Origin of the sequence: Pseudaminobacter salicylatoxidans, from assembly GCF_003148475.1 — a bacterium.
Classification (GTDB): domain Bacteria; phylum Pseudomonadota; class Alphaproteobacteria; order Rhizobiales; family Rhizobiaceae; genus Pseudaminobacter; species Pseudaminobacter salicylatoxidans.
This window is the reverse complement of sequence record NZ_QGGG01000005.1, coordinates 191,729-209,168: the sequence shown is the minus strand read 5'-3', so window position 1 is coordinate 209,168 and position 17,440 is coordinate 191,729. Positions and strand designations below refer to the sequence as shown.

At 61.4% G+C, this 17,440-nt stretch carries 17 protein-coding genes; 4 read left to right on the top strand and 13 right to left on the bottom strand.

Translation table 11 applies throughout. The features are described from left to right. Window positions 1-98: 98 nt before the first annotated feature. Both C7441_RS09290 and C7441_RS09285 read left to right on the top strand, forming a co-directional pair. Window positions 99-1,454, top strand: a complete 1,356-nt coding sequence (locus tag C7441_RS09290) for an acyl-CoA thioesterase/BAAT N-terminal domain-containing protein (RefSeq protein WP_109612619.1) — start codon at window positions 99-101, stop codon at window positions 1,452-1,454. Window positions 1,455-1,476: 22 nt separating this feature from the next. Beyond that, window positions 1,477-2,367, top strand: coding sequence for a DUF1684 domain-containing protein (locus C7441_RS09285; protein WP_170125066.1), 891 nt, complete (start codon window positions 1,477-1,479; stop codon window positions 2,365-2,367). Between the two features lie 102 nt (window positions 2,368-2,469). Here C7441_RS09285 and recQ read toward each other — a convergent pair whose 3' ends face one another. From recQ to C7441_RS09235, 10 genes are all read right to left on the bottom strand, one after another. Continuing rightward, window positions 2,470-4,269 carry a DNA helicase RecQ gene (gene recQ, locus C7441_RS09280; RefSeq protein WP_109612617.1) on the bottom strand — a complete coding sequence of 600 codons (1,800 nt, stop codon included), beginning with the start codon at window positions 4,267-4,269 and terminating at the stop codon, window positions 2,470-2,472. A 152-nt stretch (window positions 4,270-4,421) separates the two neighbouring features. Continuing rightward, complete coding sequence (locus C7441_RS09275; protein ID WP_109612616.1) at window positions 4,422-5,378, bottom strand: ABC transporter substrate-binding protein; 957 nt, start codon at window positions 5,376-5,378, stop codon at window positions 4,422-4,424. Further along, window positions 5,375-6,223, bottom strand: a complete 849-nt coding sequence (locus C7441_RS09270; RefSeq protein ID WP_280523564.1) for a 2-oxo acid dehydrogenase subunit E2 — start codon at window positions 6,221-6,223, stop codon at window positions 5,375-5,377. Before C7441_RS09270 ends, C7441_RS09275 begins: the two co-directional genes overlap by 4 nt. Next, the gene (locus C7441_RS09265) at window positions 6,114-7,466 is read right to left on the bottom strand and encodes an aminotransferase family protein (RefSeq protein WP_109612615.1); all 1,353 of its coding nucleotides are present in this window, start codon (window positions 7,464-7,466) and stop codon (window positions 6,114-6,116) included. Before C7441_RS09265 ends, C7441_RS09270 begins: the two co-directional genes overlap by 110 nt. Then, on the bottom strand, window positions 7,463-8,446 hold the full coding sequence (locus C7441_RS09260; protein ID WP_109612614.1) for an alpha-ketoacid dehydrogenase subunit beta: 984 nt from the start codon (window positions 8,444-8,446) through the stop codon (window positions 7,463-7,465). Before C7441_RS09260 ends, C7441_RS09265 begins: the two co-directional genes overlap by 4 nt. Beyond that, entirely contained in the window at window positions 8,443-9,417 is a 975-nt protein-coding gene (locus C7441_RS09255; protein ID WP_109612613.1) for a thiamine pyrophosphate-dependent dehydrogenase E1 component subunit alpha, read from the bottom strand. The genes C7441_RS09260 and C7441_RS09255 overlap by 4 nt, the downstream gene beginning before the upstream one ends. A gap of 27 nt (window positions 9,418-9,444) precedes the next feature. After that, window positions 9,445-9,702 carry a biotin/lipoyl-containing protein gene (locus tag C7441_RS09250; RefSeq protein ID WP_109612612.1) on the bottom strand — a complete coding sequence of 86 codons (258 nt, stop codon included), beginning with the start codon at window positions 9,700-9,702 and terminating at the stop codon, window positions 9,445-9,447. Between the two features lie 79 nt (window positions 9,703-9,781). Continuing rightward, the gene (locus C7441_RS09245; RefSeq protein ID WP_170125064.1) at window positions 9,782-10,609 is read right to left on the bottom strand and encodes an ABC transporter ATP-binding protein; all 828 of its coding nucleotides are present in this window, start codon (window positions 10,607-10,609) and stop codon (window positions 9,782-9,784) included. Next, the gene (locus C7441_RS09240) at window positions 10,590-11,543 is read right to left on the bottom strand and encodes an ABC transporter permease (RefSeq protein WP_109612610.1); all 954 of its coding nucleotides are present in this window, start codon (window positions 11,541-11,543) and stop codon (window positions 10,590-10,592) included. The genes C7441_RS09245 and C7441_RS09240 overlap by 20 nt, the downstream gene beginning before the upstream one ends. Before the next feature lie 4 nt (window positions 11,544-11,547). Beyond that, complete coding sequence (locus tag C7441_RS09235) at window positions 11,548-12,510, bottom strand: ABC transporter substrate-binding protein (protein WP_109612609.1); 963 nt, start codon at window positions 12,508-12,510, stop codon at window positions 11,548-11,550. A 100-nt stretch (window positions 12,511-12,610) separates the two neighbouring features. Between C7441_RS09235 and C7441_RS09230 the strand changes: the two genes are divergently transcribed. Beyond that, on the top strand, window positions 12,611-13,621 hold the full coding sequence (locus tag C7441_RS09230; RefSeq protein WP_210205621.1) for an IclR family transcriptional regulator: 1,011 nt from the start codon (window positions 12,611-12,613) through the stop codon (window positions 13,619-13,621). Between the two features lie 56 nt (window positions 13,622-13,677). On the opposite strand, the gene C7441_RS09225 is transcribed toward C7441_RS09230, so the two are convergent. Continuing rightward, window positions 13,678-14,427: an SDR family NAD(P)-dependent oxidoreductase gene (locus tag C7441_RS09225; protein ID WP_109612608.1), complete on the bottom strand. Its 750-nt coding sequence runs from the start codon at window positions 14,425-14,427 to the stop codon at window positions 13,678-13,680. 96 nt (window positions 14,428-14,523) lie between these two features. Between C7441_RS09225 and C7441_RS09220 the strand changes: the two genes are divergently transcribed. Continuing rightward, a complete protein-coding gene (locus tag C7441_RS09220; protein WP_109612607.1) occupies window positions 14,524-15,141 on the top strand; it encodes a TetR/AcrR family transcriptional regulator in 618 nt (205 codons plus the stop codon). A 12-nt stretch (window positions 15,142-15,153) separates the two neighbouring features. Here C7441_RS09220 and C7441_RS09215 read toward each other — a convergent pair whose 3' ends face one another. Next, on the bottom strand, window positions 15,154-16,191 hold the full coding sequence (locus C7441_RS09215; RefSeq protein ID WP_109612606.1) for an aldo/keto reductase: 1,038 nt from the start codon (window positions 16,189-16,191) through the stop codon (window positions 15,154-15,156). A gap of 50 nt (window positions 16,192-16,241) precedes the next feature. Next, window positions 16,242-17,384 (bottom strand): MFS transporter, encoded by a 1,143-nt coding sequence (locus tag C7441_RS09210; RefSeq protein WP_109612605.1) that lies wholly within the window; start codon window positions 17,382-17,384, stop codon window positions 16,242-16,244. Window positions 17,385-17,440: the final 56 nt, after the last annotated feature.

Here is a 17,440-nt window from a genome sequence, read left to right as displayed (position 1 = left end):
CGGCGGCGTCTGTTGCTGGAACTCGATCCGTCGGCAATCACGTCAAGCAGGGCGATCGGGACAAGTCCGGCCGCTCTGCCCGCAGAGATGGACCCTGAATGACAAACCCTGTTTCCGCGCCTGTTTTTTCAATCGATCCTGTCGACGGCCTGATCGACGAGCCGCGCCGGATTGTCGTTTCCGGCCTCGTTCCAGACGAACTTGTCGCCATCTCCGCCCGCACGCAACGGGCGCGTGACGTGGTCTGGATGAGCCAGGCGACCTTCATGGCCGACGCGCAGGGCGTGATCGACCTGACCCGCGACGCGCCTGTTGGGGGAGATTATGCGCAAGTTTCGGCAATGGGCCTGATCTGGAGCCAGCAGCCGGTCGACAGCACGAGCGTCGAACTTTTCCCGGATGACGTCATGGAGCCTCTGCGAACGACGCTGACGGCCGAAACAGCCGACGGCGTCTCCGCCGAGGCAGAACTCTTCCAGCGCTTCGCCATGCCGGGTGTGGAGCGGCAGGAAATCCGCGAAGACGGATTGGTGGGCACGCTGTTCACGCCGGCGGGTCCCGGTCCTCATCCTGTGGTGGTGGTGCTCAATGGCTCCGGCGGCGGCATCAACGAACCGCGCGGCGCGCTCTATGCTTCCCGTGGTTACCAGGCCTTTGCGCTCGGTTATTTCAAGGCGCCGGGCCTGTCGCCTTTCATCACCGAAACCCCGCTCGAATATCTTGAGACCGGCCTGCAGTGGGTGCGGCGCAAACTCGCCCCCAGGGATGGCTTCGTTGCGGTCAGCGGTCAGTCGCGCGGCGGCGAACTCGCTCTCCTTCTTGGCGCAACCTTCCCGGATCTGGTCTCCGCCGTGATCGCTTTCGTGCCCGGAGCGATGGTCCACGGCGCTCAGGGCGCGGGCGACCCGGCGCGCGGGGGCTGGCAAGGTACGACCTGGACCAGGGGCGGCATTCCCCTGCCGCATCTGTGGCAGGACAACAGTGCCGTGCATTGGCACCCCTGGGCCGGTGACGTCCCGCCCAGCCGGCATCACTCGGTCTTCTTCGAGGGGTTGAAGGATACTGCCCTGGCCGCGCGTGCGCGCATTCCGGTCGAGAACATCGCAGGCCCGGTGCTGCTGATCTCGGGTCGCGACGACCGTGCCTGGCCCTCCAGCCTCTATTCGCGCATGGTGGTCTCGACGCTGCGCCGGCACGACCATCCTCATCTGGTCCGCCATCTCGACTTCGATGATGCCGGCCATGCCATCAACCTGCCCTTCGTGCCGACGACACAGTTGAGCCGTGAGCATCCGGTTTCGAAAGTGCCCTACACCAGCGGCGGTACGCCCTCCGGCAACGCCGGGGCCGACGATGGCTCCTGGCGCGGCGTTCTTGCCTTCCTGGACGAGATGACCGGCTTCGGCCCTCAAGGCGCAGCCCGCCCGCAACCTCATGCGCAAGCAGACACCTGAATCCTTCGAAGGGGAGAAGAACATGCCCACAAGAGAACATTTGGAAGGCCAGTGGCGCGAATGGCGCTATGCCCATGTCGCCACGATGTTTCGCCCGTATGGCTGGACCTCGCTGGTTGCCCAGTACTGGCTGGAAGCGGACGATAAAGAGGTAAGCTTTGACCTGCTTCCCGGCACCTGGTCGGTCGAAGACGGTCGTATCATATTCACCCCGCCCGCCTCGGGGCCGACCCTTTCGGTGAACGGCAAATATCCCACGGGCCCCGTCGAAATCATTCCGGGCCGTAACCAGACCTATGGCCATGGCAAGAGTGAGCCGGTTTACTTTGGCGTGAACGAGGTCGAAACGATCCTGCGCAGCAAGCATGATGGCCAATCCCTCTATGGCGTGCGCGTGCGCGACCCGCGCGAGGCGACGAGCGTGGAGGAAGCAGGCGTCACCGCTTTCGACTACGACCCGGCATGGCGCATCCCCGGCGTCTACACGCCGAGTGAGCTGACCGATTTCGAGGCTGAAACGGTGGAAGCCGGTGTGCGTGAATCGACACCGCGCATAGGCACTTTCACTTTCGAGTACAAAGGCAAGAGCTATAGTCTCCTGCTGATCGGCAAGGACACAGCAACCGGCGTGCAGCCCGTAGCCCACATTCGCGACCAGACCAGCGGCCCTGTCACCTATGGCGCCGGCCGGGTCATCGAACTGCAGTTCGCCGATGACACGAACACCCGCATCGACTGGATCGATTTCAACTACGCGGTTGCGCTGCCATGCGCCTTCACGAACTTCGTCACCTGTCCGCTGGTTCCTCGTGAGAACCAGCTCGATTTCGAGGTTCTCGCAGGTGAGAAGCGGCCCTTGCGGGACGTGGTGAGGACAATGACCTATCAGTCCGGAACAAACGGCGGGGCCTGACACATATCGCTGTCAACAAGTATCCATCAAAGCTTGATGGATACTTGTTGCGGCCTTGTACCCCGAGCGTAGCGCAGGCGGGGCCAAGCCTTGTCATTTCCGTCATGCGTGCGCGGCTATCACCGCCAGGAAGGCTGGGCCGTAGCGATCCAGTTTGGCTTCGCCGACACCGGGCACGTTTTCCATCTCGGCGCGTGATGCGGGCCGCGCTACTGCCAGTTCGATCAGTGTCTTGTCATGGAAGATGACATAGGGCGGCACATTCTGTGTGCGGGCGATCTCCAGCCGTTTCTGCCGTAGTGCCTGGAACAATGCGCGGTCGGTCTCCATTATGGCGGACTGCGCTGCGCTGCGCGCAACCTTGTCACGCCGGGCGCGCGCGGCCGGCGGCACGCGCAGCATCAGTGTTGGTTTGTCACGCAGGAAGTCGCGGCCGGGGGGCGCAATCGACAGGCCACCATGGCCGGTGAGGTCGACGTCGACGAGGCGCAATGCGATCAGCTGGCGCAGGATCGCCCGCCATGTGCGGTTGTCGTGCTCGGTGCCGATGCCGAAGGTGGAGATGCTATCATGGCCGAACCGGGCGCTGCGCTCGCTCTCGACGCCGAGCAGCACGTCGACGATATAGGCCTGCCCGAAGCGCTCGCCGGTCCGATAGATGCACGACAGCGCCTTTTGCGCGGCGATCGTGCCGTCGAACAGTTTTGGCGGCTCCGCGCAAGTGTCGCAGTTGCCGCAGGCCTCGCAATGATCGCCGAAATAGGACAGGAGAACCTGCCGGCGGCAGCCCGCCGTCTCGGCCAGCCCCAGCAATGCATCGAGCTTCTGGCGCTCCATGCGCTTGCGCTGCTCGGGCGCGTCCGATTCCTCGATGAAGCGGCTGCGCAGCGCGATGTCCTCATAGCCGTAGAGCATCAGCGTGTCGGATGGCAGACCGTCACGCCCTGCGCGCCCGGTCTCCTGGTAATAGGCCTCGATGCTGCCGGGTAGGTCGATATGAGCGACGAAACGCACATCCGGCTTGTCGATCCCCATGCCGAAGGCGATGGTCGCGACCATGATGACCGCCTCACCATGCTGGAAGCGTTTCTGGTTGGCCTCGCGCGCGGTCTTTTCCATGCCGCCATGATAGGCGAGCGCGTCGTAGCCGAGGCCCTGAAGCCAGGCGGCGGTTTCCTCGGTCTTTCGCTTCGAAAGGCAATAGACGATGCCGCTTTCGCCTTCGTGGCGCTTCAGGAAATCCTTCAGTTGCGCACGCGGATTGTCCTTCTCCGCAATGGCGTAGCGGATGTTTGGCCGGTCGAAGCCGGCCACGAAGGCGTCGGTTTCGGCGATGGCGAGGTGCGACAGGATTTCCGCGCGCGTCGGTTCATCCGCCGTGGCCGTCAGCGCCATGCGCGGCGTGTCGGCAAAGCGCGCGACCACCGCATCAAGCTGGCGATAGGAGGGACGGAAGTCGTGTCCCCATTGTGACAGACAATGCGCCTCGTCGATGGCGATCAGCGACAGCTTCACGCCGTCCAGCCGCTCCAGCACATCCGACCGCAGCAGTGTTTCGGGCGCCACATAGAGAAGATCGAGCGCGCCCATATTGATATCGCGCCATAAAAGGCGCCGCTCGTCCGGCGGCAGATCTGAGTTGAGAGCGGCGGCCCTCACGCCCGCCTGCCGCAAGGCCGCCACCTGATCGGCCATCAGCGCCAGCAGCGGCGACACGACAAGTCCCATGCCGGGTCTTGCGATAGCCGGAATCTGGTAGCAGAGCGACTTGCCGCCGCCCGTCGGCATCAGCACGAAGGCATTGTTGCCGGCAATCACATGCTCGACAATGCGCGCCTGTGGTCCCCTGAACGCATCATAGCCATAAACAGTCTTGAGGATTTCGAGGGCGGTGGCAGTCATCTGTATCAGCAAGGAGAATCACGAAAGTATCCTTCATAGCAGTTTCGCCATGATTGTGATCTTTGATGCCCCACTCCGTTTGCAAAGCGTTCTTGCAGTCGATCGGATAAGGAGGTCACAATTCCGCGTTCCCTTTGATGCGTTTGGAATCGTCAGTAAGTAGCGCTCGCCCGTGCCAGAAGGCCGGGCGGGAAGGTGATGCCGAGTTCCCGGGCCTTGGTGACATGAAGCTCCAGACCGGACGTATCGGGCACATGCACCGGTATCGTACCTGGATCTTCTCCATCGAGCACGCGCTTGATCAGGTCTGCGCCGACGCGGCCCAGCGTTTCGAAATCATAGGCAGCCGACAGTAGCGCGCCATATTCCATCCCTTCCCGCAGTCCGCCAAAAACCGGGATGCCGGCTTCCGTCGCAGCCCTGACGATGGCGGGCATGGCGCTCGTGGTGGTTGAATCGCCCGGTATCTGGATGGCTTCCACACCACTTGCGACAAGGGTTTGGGCAGCCTGCATGGCTTCGCCGGCATTGGCGATAGGTGCCTCCAATGGCACGAGCCCGCGTGCCTTCAGATGCGCGGCGGCCCTTTTGGCCAGATGATCGCCAGCCGGATCGCCGGACTTGTAGATTATACCCACGCGCTTGATCTTCGGTTGGACCTCGATCATCAGATCGATGTCGGCTTCGACGGGTGCAGGGTTCGCCACTCCGGTGAAATTGCCGCCTGGATACGCGATGGAGGAGATCAAGCCGGCTTCCAGTGGCGTGGCCGAGCCCAGAAATACGACCGGGATCGTATCTGTCACGCGCTTGAACACCTGGGCACCCGGCGTGGTGATTGCCAGGATGATCTCGCATCCGCTGCTGACGAAACTCTGAGCAAGCGTTTGCTGCGTGCCTGCATCGGCTTCCGGGTTCTGGATCGTCATTTCCTCGGTCGGGATGCCATGTGCTTTCAATCCGGCCGCTACGCCACGCAGGATGTCGTCTATGACGACGGCGGTGACATAACGGTTGACGCAGATCTTAGGTGCAGCGTCGGCTGCAAGCGCGGGCCCGTTAAACAAAGCCAGCCCAGATGCCAGTCCGGCAAGGAGATGCTTCTTCATTTCTTTGCCTCCATGTGTGCGGCGACGTTATCGATGGCATCTCCCAGCGCCTCCATGAACTGGCTGGCGGGGAAACCGTTAATGATGCGGTGATCGAAGCTGAGACTGGCTCCCATCAGGCTGCCGACGGCCAGCTGACCGTTGCGAACCACCGGCGCCTCGCGGATGCGCCCAAGCGCCAGTATCCCGGCCTGAGGTAGATTGACGAGGGGTGTCTGCCAGAGGGTCCCGCGCACCATGCCGACATTCGTGAGCGTGAAGGTGCCGCCCCTGATATCGGCAAGCCCGAGCTTTCCGTCTGCTGCCAGGCCGGCCAGCCGTCTCGCTTCGACAGCAATCTCGCCGATGGAAAGGCGGTCGGCATTGCGGATGACCGGAACGATTAAATTGCCGTCGGGCAAGGCTGCGGCCATGCCGATGTTGATGTCGTCCAGCACCTGAATGGCGCCATCTTCTATGCTGGCGTTGAGCAGCGGGAACTTGCGCAGCGTGTCGGCAACGAGGCGGATGAGAACGTGGGTGAGGGTCACCTTCACCCCCTCCACCTCGAACCGCCCCTGGTTGCGGGCGGCGATCAGTGCATCGACATTGAAATCGGCAAAGACGCTCACGCTTGCCACTTGCTGGTGGCAATTCGACATATGCTCGGCGATCGCCTTCTTCATTCCCGTCAGCGGTACCGATTTGCTGACGGGAATGCCCTGGCGGGAAAGGGCGCGGCCGTCGGAGCGCGCTTCACAGGTCACGCCGGACCTCCTCGATGGAAATGCGCAAGATCGAGATGATCTCTTCCAGATCGCTTTCCCTGCAGATGAATGGCGGGGCAAGATTGATATGGTCGCCATGAACGCCATCGATCCCGCCCTTGCCGGCGCCGACGATCAAGCCGTTTCTGAACGCCCGGTCGGCGATGCGGCCCGACACGTTGAGGGCAGGCGGGAAGGCGGCTCGCGTCTCCTTGCACTCGACAAATTCGATGCCCATGAAGAAGCCTTTGCCGCGGATATCGCCGACAATATCGAGTTCCAGCAATTCCTGCCCGAGTTCGAAGAAGCGCTCTTCCAGATGTGCGACATTGCCGACCAGCTGATGCTCTTCCATGTATTTCAGAACCGACGCGCCGATGGCGCAGGACAAGGGATTCCCGCCGAAGGTATAGCCATGAGCGAAACCTCGTCCCGTCCTGAACGGCTCGAACACCCTTTCATGCACGATCATGGCACCGAGCGGTGTATAGCCGCTGCTGAGGCCCTTGCCTGTGCAGATGATGTCGGGGACGACGCCCCAGTGCTCGATGCCGAAATTCCTGCCGGTGCGCCCGAACCCGGTGATCACTTCGTCCATGATCATCAGGATGTCATAGCGATCGCAGATATCGCGGATGATGCCGTAATATTCGGGCGGGGCAGTGAGCCCGCCACCGGCAGCGCCCACAACCGGCTCGGCTATGAAAGCTGCGATGTTGTCCGGGCCGGTCCGCAAGATTTCCGCCTCGAGATCATGGGCACAGCGGACCTCGCACGACGGATATTCGAGGCCGAACGGACAATGGTAGCAATTGCAGCTGGCAATATGCGGCATATCGGTGAGCAGCGGCGTGAAGATGTCGCGTCGCACGCGCATGCCTCCCGACGCCAATGTGCCGATGGTGTTTCCATGGAAGCTGTTCCAGCGAGATATTACCTTGTATTTGGAGGTGTTTCCCCGCTCCACATGGTATTGTCGTGCCAGCTTGATAGCGGACTCGTTGGCTTCTGATCCGCCCGAACACAGAAAGATCTTGGTCATGCCTTCAGGAGCAAAGCGGGCGATCCGCTCGCTCAGTTCCATATGCGGCATATTCTTCCAGTGGAACGGGTGCGCAAAGCACACCTTGTCCATCTGGGCAATGGCGGCTTCGCGGATTTCAGGAACATTGTGCCCGATGCTGACCACGCCGACACCGCCCATGCCGTCGATATAGCGCTTGCCATCGACGTCGTAGAGATAGATGCCTTCGGCCCGATCGACGACCGGATTTACCGACCCGGCGCTGCGAAAGAAGATGTGATCGTCAGTGAGGGCCCTGCCTTCAAACTCCATGTTCATTTCGTGTCGTCCTTCACCTTGCGAACCGCGTTGATGATGTCTTGCAGATCGGGCATTGAGGCGCGTGCCAGCGAAAGCGCGAAGGGGCGAGGCGTGTTCTGCAGGGCGGCGCGCGCAATGCGCAGCGGGCCCTCGCCTGCAAGTTCCTCGGCTACGCGGGCGGTCATGTCGGACAGGGGGTCACCAGTCCGCCAGCTCTCGGACACCACCACCAGGCGCCTGGTTTTGCGGACGGAAGCAAGCACGGTGTCGAGATCGAGTGGCACGAGCGTGCGCGGATCGATCACCTCCGCCGATACATCTTCGCCCGCGAGCTTTTCGGCAGCCCGCAAAGAGCGCTGGACCATCATGCCGCTGGCGACGATGGTCACATCGCGGCCATGGCGCTTGATATCGGCCTTGCCAAGCGCGATTGCTTCGCCGGCCGCCGGCACCTCCTGCCTCGGGCCATGGTAGATGCCCATATGTTCGAAGAAGACGATCGGGTTGTTGTCGCGGATTGCCGCCGTCATCAAGCCCTTGGCGTCTCCGGGGCAGGAGGGCATGACCACTTTGAGCCCGGGCACGCCTGCAACAAGGCCGATATAGTCCTCCGCATGACCGCGATGCGGACCAGCGCCACAGAGAACCCGGATGACCATCGGCACCGAAATCTGCCCGTCGGACTTGTACCACATCGCTGCCGCCTCGCAGGCGAGCGGGGTGATGGTCAGGCCAAGAAATTCCGCGAACATGATCTGGACGATCGGGCGCATTCCGCAGATCGCGGCGCCGATGCCGGCACCGGTCATCGCCGTTTCCGATATGGGTGTGTCGATTATGCGATCAGCACCGAACCTGTCGGACAGCCCCCTGGCGGAGTGCATCGCGCCATTGTAGATCGGTCCGATATCCTGTCCGAGATTGAACACGGTCGGGTCCCGCTCCATTTCTTCGACGATAGCGGCAACCACCGCTTCCTGGAAGGTCATCTCGGTCATGCTGCGGCCTCTTCGACCTGGGAGGGACTGTAGAGATCGCTGGTGCCGAGCGCGGACAGATCGGCTTCCGGATCGGCCTGCGCGGCGGCAATGGCGGCAGCGACTTCGGCATGGGCCGCAGCGCGGATTTCATTCAGACGCACCTCGTCCAGTATGCCTTGTGCGGCGAGGTCTGCGCGCAATCGCTGCACCGGATCGCGCGCTATCCATTGTTCACGCTCCTCCGCCGGCTGGTAGAAGTTGGTGTCGCCCGTATAGTGACCGCTCAGTCTGTAGGTGCGGGCATCGATCAACGTCGGGCCTTGGCCGGCGCGGGCGCGCTGCAAGGCGGACTGCACGGCCTCGAAAACCGCCAGCACGTCGTTTCCGTCGACCTGGACACCTGGAACTCCATACCCGCCAGCGCGGTCCGCCACCGAAGCGGCCTTGATTGCATATTCGGTGCGCGTCGACATCGCGTAGCCATTGTTCTGGCAGACATAGACGATCGGGAGCGAGAGGCAGGCTGCCATGTTCAGCGCTTCGTGGAAGCCGCCAATATTGCTGGTGCCTTCGCCGAAGCTGGTGACCACGGCCTTCCCATCGCGCCTCTGCTTCGCGGCAAGTGCCATGCCCGTCGCAATGTTCATCGGGTTGCCCAGGACGCCTGAGAACATGCCGAGCGTACGAAACTGGAAGGGCAGGCAAATGTCGCCCCGCACGCGGCCGCGATTGTAGGAGGTGGCCTTTCCCAGCACTCCCGCAATCAGCCGGTGCAGGTCGGCACCGCGCATGTGAGCGGCCATCAGGGCTCCACGATAGTGAGGTGCGCAGTACTCGTCTTCCGCAAGACCGAAGAAAGACCCCACGACCACGGCTTCTTCCCCCACACCGGCATGAAAGCCGGGGAGTTCGGTGAGTTGTTCCTCCAGTTCCCGGCTTTTGACGAGATTCTGGTACAAGGCCACCTTCAGGTTCTCATCTGGCTTCACGGCAGACCTCCTGACTGGTTGAAAGGATCAATCGGCAATCTCGAACCTGGCGACGAGAACGCCTGGCGATACATCGGCATCGACGTCTGTGACGATTTCCACCAGCATGCCGTCCCATGGGCTCATCACTTCGACATTGACCTTTTCCGTCATCACCTCGAGCAGAAGTTCGTCTTTGGCTACGCGCTCTCCAACGGCCTTGTTCCAGGACGTGACGGTGGCTGACGACACCTGCTCGCCAAGTTCGGGGAGTTGGAAGTCGATGATCATGGAAGGTGACCTCATGGGTTGGTTATGCTCCAGATACGCACAGGAGCCTGATGTTCAAAAGTGTTGTTGCGTTGCCTTTCCGGGTCGAGCCGCCTCAGGCGAGAACGGCGCTGTCGGGGAGCGTTTCTCCGGTAAGACTTTCGAAGCGGCGCAGCAGGTCCGCTACGGTAAGGCCTGCTTTCCCTTCCGAGCCGAGATCCATTGTGATCTGGCCCCGGTGCATCAGGATCAGCCGATCCGAATGCCTGATGGCGTGGCTCATATCATGCGTGACCATCAACGTCGCGACCTTGCGTGCCCGCACGATATCTTCGGTCTTTTCCATGACGATGCGCGCACGCGTCGGGTCAAGTGCCGAGACATGCTCGTCGAGCAGCAAGAGCCCGGGATTGCGGCAGGTCGCCATCGCGACGGAAACCGCCTGCCGCTGCCCGCCCGACAGATTGCCGGCGAGATTGTCGATCCGGTCCTCCAGCCCCATGCCGAATTGCGCGAGCGCAGTACGAGCCAGGTCGCGCACCCGCTGGGTGACCGCAGGCCTGAGATTGAAGCGCTTCGACTTTCCTGCATCCGCCAGCGCGAAATTCTCTGCAATGGTGAGCGCGGAAAAGACGTTGTTCTCTGGATTTTGCCGGACAAGCGCAACCAGCCCGGTGCGCTGCCAGGAGGGCATGTCGGTGACCTCCTGGTCGGCCACGTAGACTTCCCCCTCGTCGGGTCGCTGGCTGCCGGCGATCATCGACAGGAGCGTTGATTTTCCCGAACCGTTGGAGCCTACCATGGCAACGATTGAGCCCGGCTCTATGGTCAGGTTGACGCGGTTGACCGCGGTGAAGAACTCGTGGCGGCCCGGTGTCTTGAAGCGCTTGACAACATTGACGATTTTCAGCGCAGAGCCCACCTCATGTGATGTTGACGACACGGTCATTCTCCAGATAATCGAGATGTTCGCGCGCGGCCTTGCGCGCCCTTTCGGACCCTGGCAAGGCTATGAACCCGAAGCCGTGGCTGCGCATGGCGACGATGATGAAAACCACAATCGCGGTGGCCAGCTTGATGAAGTAGGGGGGCAGGCCGAGCTTCAGCGCGAGCGTGACGACCACGCGATAGATGAAGATGCCGAGGATCACGCCCACAATCGAGGGTACGATGCGCGGGGTTTTGAAGATGCTCATGCCGATCATCAGAGCGGCAAGGCCGATCACGATCACGCCGGTCTGAATCGAGACGTCCATGAACCCCTGGCTTTGTACCACGAGCCCGCCGGTCATCGCAGCCAGCCCGTTGGCAATGATGAGGCCCGCGATCTGGCACATCTCGGTTCGAATGCCCAGGCTGCGCGCGGTCTGAATATTGAGGCCGGCTGCGCGCAGGGACATTCCGTAATTCGTATGCAGGAGCCAGATCAGCGCCCCGGCAATCACCAGCGAAAACACCGCGCCGACGACGATCTGCGACCACTGGCTGGTGAGGCCGAACGAACCAACCCAGTCGAACAGCGTGGCCTGCGACAGGAGCGAGATGTTTCCCGCTCCCATGATGGCGAGACTGATCGACCATGCGGCAGTCGTCATCAAAATGCCGGCAAGCAGCACGTTCATATGCAGATAGACGTGAAGGCAGGCGGTCAGGAACCCCATCGCCATACCGCTCGCCACACCGCCGGCCAGGGCGGTTGCAGGGTCAAGCCCATTCACGAGAAGTATCGCCGTCGTTGCTCCGCCGACACCGAATGAACCTTCCAGTGTCAGGTCGGGTAAGCTCATGACGTTGAGCGCGAAATAGATGCCAAGCGCTAGGGGGCCATATATGAGGCCCACCTGCGCGCCGATGATGAGTGTGTTCAGGATATCCATTTTTTCAGTAAGTCCGGCTTGCGCGCGCCTTCAGATCTTCAGGAATGTCCATGCCCAGCTTGGCGGCTTTCGAAAGATTCAGCTCGAACCCGGAAGCTTTTGGGACAATGACAGGGATGGTTGCGGGATTTTCTCCCTGGAGCACCCGCTTGACGAGATCGGCCGCCTGATAGCCGACGACCTCATAGCTGTAGGATGCAGACAGCAGGCCGCCTTGCTCCACCGCTTCCGTCAGTCCGCCGAAGACCGGCAGTTTCGCATCGTCCGCGACCTTCAGGATGGCCGCCATGGCACTGAGGGTGGTCGAGTCGCCCGGGATCTGAATGGCATCGACGCGACCGACAAGTGCTTGCGCCGATTGTGTGGCTTCACCAGCATTGGCAATGGTCGCCTCGATCGCAACCAGACCCTTGCGTTCGAGATGCGCGATAGCGCGTTTGGCCAGGAAGTCGCCGGCAGGATCACCCGCCTTGTAGATGACTCCGACTGTTTTCATCTGCGGCAGGACCTGCAGCATGGCATCGATGTCCCCTTCCACCGGTGCCGGGTCGGCAACTCCGGTGAAATTGCCACCAGGGGCATCGAAGGATTCCACCAGCCCGGCCTCGACAGGTGTGGAAGAACCGATGAACACGACGGGAATGGAATCTGTCGCACGCTTGAAGGCCTGCGCTCCGGGCGTGCTGATGGCGACGATCACGTCGCAGGCGTCGCTGACAAAACTTTGGGCAAGCGTCTGCTGCGTTGCGGCGTCAGCTTCGGGATTTTGAAGGACCACGTTCGCCTTCGAGATGCCGGCGTCCCGCAGGCCGTTATCGAAACCTTTCAGGATTTCATCAATGACAGTAGCTGAAACATAGCGGTTGACGCAAATTTTGGGTGCGTCGGAAGCCAGGGCGGCATGCGAACCAAGTGCCAGATATGCAAGTCCGACCGAGCTGAGACAGCTCAATAGCGCATTTCTCATGTTCTCCTCCCGTGCCTTCGGCCGACACGACCGAAGCGCCTTTTGCCTTCTGCTATTCCACCGGGGTCCCGGTGTCTCATATCACCGATTGTCCTATTGAATGGAATTCAATCTCAATAAATGGAATACCGATAGCATGTCAATGCGGATCTTCGGTGGTCGGCTTCGAAAGTGCGTAACCATGATGTCCATTCCCGGTCCCTTCGGAGGGAAGCCATTCACTCTGTCCCATTTATCGGATATCTATCCTACTATGTGTGCAGACGATTCTAGGACTGACAGCGACCGCCTTCAGAGCATGCAAAGCCTCGATCGCGCTATGCTGATCCTGCGAGCCGTTGCAGCGAGGCGGAGCCTTGGTGCAAAACTGGCTGACATTTCAAACGAAACCGGTCTGAGCCGCTCCACCGCCCATCGCTTTCTGGGTGCGCTGGTTCAGGCGGGCCTGCTTGAGCAAGAGCCGACCGGGGGCAGCTATTTCCTTGGGCTTGAACTGTGCGAGTTTGGCGCCATCGCGGCCAATCGCTTCGGGTTGCGTGATGCTGCCCACCCCTCGATGGGTCGCCTGACGGAACAAACTCAGGATACCGTTTATATGTCGATCCGGCATAATTATGAGTCGATCTGTATCGAGCGGTTCGAAGGGGATTATCCGATCAAGACACTGACTCTTGATATTGGTGATCGCCGTCCGCTTGGCGTTGGGGCGGGAAGTCTTGCGCTCCTGGCGTTTCAGTCAGACGAATTTGTAAGTCGAGCCATCGCGCTAAATGCGACGGAAGCCGAACGCAAATGGAACCTGAGCGCTACTCAGCTTTTCGATTTTGTCGCAGAAACGCGTCAGCAGGGCTATGCGCTGAATCCCGGTCGCGTCGCACCCGGTATGACGGCGATCGGGGTGCCGATCTTGGGCGAGAAGGGTGAGGCCGTTGCCGCTCTCGGCGTAGGCGCCATTTCCAGCCGGATGGGGTCCGAGCGCTGTCGTCAGATCGTTGCATTGATGCAGGACGAGGCCGGCCAGGTCGCGGAGCGCTTATCCCGCCGCCTCGGTCCGCTAGACACCCAGGTTGTTAATCGAGCCTACCGGGCTGGATTAAGAAACCACCGTTGACAAAGGGCCAGCCGCTGGCATTTTTGTTGTTTCAGCGTTGCCCCGTGCATCTTCTGTCATGCTGAAGCGCCGCCGTCGATGACGATATCCTGCCCGACGATATAGGCGGCCTCATCGGAGGCGAGCCAGAGTGTAGCGGCAGCGATCTCGTCCGTAGCGGCTACCCGTTTAGATGGATTTGTTGCCGCCACCCGTGCATCGCGTGCAGCCCGGTCCTCTCCCGGTCGCATCGAAAGCGGGGTGTCCGTTGGCCCCGGGCAAAGGCAATTGATGCGGATACCATGTTCGACGGCCTCCAGAGCGGCTGTGCGTGTCAGGCTGCTGACAGCCGCTTTGGATGCCGCATATGCCCCCATACCCGGACGAACGATCCGGGCTCCGATGTTTGAGCCGATGTTTACGATGGCTCCGCCGCCGGATGCCTTCATCGCGCGGATTTCATGCTTCATGGCCAGCCACAGCCCCGTGACGTTGACATCGAAAACCCGCTCGAATGCTTCCGCGTTCATGTCATCCAGCGATCCCCCCTGCACGATGCCGGCCGCGTTTACAGCCAGATGAAGCGGGCCGGCATCACGGATTAACTCACTGACTGACCTTTCATTTGCAACATCGGCCGCAATGGCTACCGCCTCGCCCCCTGCAGTGCCGATCATGCGGACGGTTTCTTCCAGTTCCGGCAGCCGTCGCCCGGCCACAACCGTCCTGGCTCCGGCTTGCGAAAAGGCTATTGCAATACTGCGGCCGATACCACTGCCCGCACCGGTAATGAGAGCCGTCCTGCCCGAAAACGCGAAGCTGATCATTGCACGTCCCTTTTTGTGTCGGTCAACACACAATTAGGCAATTGCTTCATGGCTGTCGAGGTATTTATATGATGAACGACACAGAATGAGGATGATATGGCCACAAGAGGACGCCCAAGAACTTTTGACCGTACGCAGGCACTGGACCGTGCGCTGATGGCGTTCTGGCGCAACGGCTTTGAAGCTAACTCGATGAATGATCTTGTCGAGGCGATGGGCATCAATTCACCAAGCATCTATGCCGCATTCGGATCGAAAGAGGCATTGTTCGCCGAAGCGGTGCAACATTACGAGACCGCCTATGCGCATAGCCTGCTCCGGGCACTGAACGCCACGGTGGATGCAGCCAGCGGCATTGAAGCAATGTTCAATGCCGCTGTGGAATTGTTTACACGCTCAGACACACCTGGCGGGTGTTTCATGGTCAGTTCCGTCGCCAGCAATGCGCCGCAAAGTCAGGAAATGGCACAGACCTTGCTGTGTCTGCGACAGCAACGCTCGCAACAGATTTCGGAACGGCTGAGTGGGGACATCCGTAATGGCAGGCTTCGGAATGACACGCCTGTTCAGGAACTGTCCGACCTCTGTGCAGTCCTCCTGCAGGGGCTTGCCCAGGCGGCGCGGGACGGTCTGGAAAAGGAGCGCCTGACAAATCTGGCCAGACATGCCGGAAAGCTCCTTTCCGCATGGGAAATTGACCGCAATATCCCTTAGCTTGAGAGCAGTTTAACCTGCCAGCGGCGGGTTTAGCCGCGCAAAGCCCTCCTGCCGGCGATAAGGGAAATGGGGATAGGGTGCGGTGACGGTGCTGGCCTCGTCCAGCTTTGCGACCTGATCGGATGTGAGGCTCCAGCCGACAGCACCAAGGTTCTGGCGCAGTTGTTCCTCATTTCGCGCGCCGACGATGACCGAGGAAACGGTCGGGCGTTGCAGCAGCCAGTTGAGCGCGATCTGTGGGATCGTCTTGCCGGTTTCCTTCGCCACGGCGTCGAGCGCATCGACAACACGATAGAGGTGTTCGTCGTCCACCGGCGGGCCGAAGCTGGCGGTTTCGTGCAGGCGGCTGCCTTCGGGCAGCGGTGCACCGCGCCGGATTTTGCCGGTCAGCCGGCCCCAGCCGAGCGGACTCCAGACCATCGCGCCAAGGCCCTGATCCTCGCCCAGCTGCATCAGATCCCATTCATAGTCGCGCCCGACCAGCGAGTAATAGACCTGATTGGCGACATAGCGCGGCCAGCCGTAACGGTCAGCGACAGCCAGCGATTTCATGATCTGCCAGCCCGAGAAGTTGGAGACGCCCACATAGCGGACCTTTCCGGTGCGAACGAGGGTATCGAGCGTCGAAAGCACTTCCTCGACCGGCGTGCCGGCGTCGAAGGCATGGAGTTGCAGCAGGTCGATATAGTTGGTCTGGAGACGGCGCAGCGCATCCTCGACGGCCCGGATCAGCCGGAAGCGCGAGGAACCCGCATCATTGGGGCCGTCGCCCATCGGCAGGCTGGTCTTGGTCGAGATCAGCACTGTGTCGCGCCGTCCCTTGATCGCTTCGCCCAGCACTTCCTCGGAAGCACCGTCCGAATAGACGTCTGCCGTGTCGAACAGATTGACGCCGGCCTCCAGGCATATGTCCACGAGGCGACGGGCCTCGACTGCATCGGACTGACCCCAATTGCTGAACAGCGGTCCGGAACCGCCGAAGGTGCCGGCACCGAAGCTGAGAACCGGCGCCTTGAGGCCGGATTTTCCGAGGGGTCGATAGTCCATGAAAATGCTCCTTAGTGAACGGGATTGCATGAGGGCGTGAGGGTGGTGTTTCAGCTCGTCCGCACGGCGATCAGTGCCGTGATGATGGCGAGAAGGGGAAACAGCGCCGCCGTGATCGGCACCATAGCGAGCCCCGGCCCTTCATCGATGACAATGCCGCCCGCCCATGCGCCGAGTGCATTGCCGAGATTGAAGGCCCCGATGTTGATGCTCGATGCGAGACTCTGACCTGCGTCTTTGGCCTGGGAAAGAACCCACATCTGCAGGGGCGCGACGGTGGCGAAGCCGGCCGCGCCAAGCAGGCCGGTGAAGACGATGGCTGCAATCTGGTTGCCAGGGGCAAAGGACATCAGGCCGAGGATGACGGTGAGCACCGCCAGCGTGCCGATGATGGCGCGCATCAGGTTGCGGTCGGCCAGCCTGCCGCCCAGCAGATTGCCCACGACCAGACCGCCGCCGAAAACCAGCAGGATCGGTGAGACGGCGCTGTCGGCAAAGCCGCTGATCTCTGTCAGCAGCGGCGAGATATAGGTGAAGACGGCAAAAACGCCGGCATAACCGAGCACGGTCGTCAGCAGGCCGAACAATACCGGGCGGCGGGCAATGGCGCGCAGATCAGCCCGCCAGTCCGACGCTTCCGGCCGCAATCGGTCCTGCGGTACCAGCGTGGTGAGGACGACAAGCGCGACCAGTCCCACCAGCGTCACCGCCCAGAACGTCGCGCGCCAGCCATAGTGCTGGCCGAGCCATGTGCCGAAGGGCACGCCGAGCACGGTTGCGACCGTGAGGCCCGTGAACATGATGGCGATGGCAGAGGCGCGCTTGTCCTCGGAAACGAGGCTGGTCGCCACCACCGCCCCGACGCCGAAGAAGGTGCCATGCGTCAGCGCAGTCAGCACGCGCGCCGCCATCAGCCAGCCATAGGTCGGCGCGAGCGCGCAGGCCGCATTGCCGACGAAGAAAATGACCATCAACCCGATGAGCACATGCTTGCGTGGCCAGCGGGCGGTCAGCACAGTCAGGATCGGTGCGCCGAACGTGACGCCGAGCGCATAGCCGGAAATCAACACCCCGGCCGCGACGATGGTAACGCCCAGGTCACGGCTGACCTCCAGCAGGAGGCCGATGATGGCAAATTCGGTGACGCCGATGCCAAAGGCGCCGGCTGTCAGAGCATAGAGCGCCAGACGCATGATACTTCCCGATCTTCATTCGCAACGATGCCGTGAAAGATAGACGCTCGGATCCG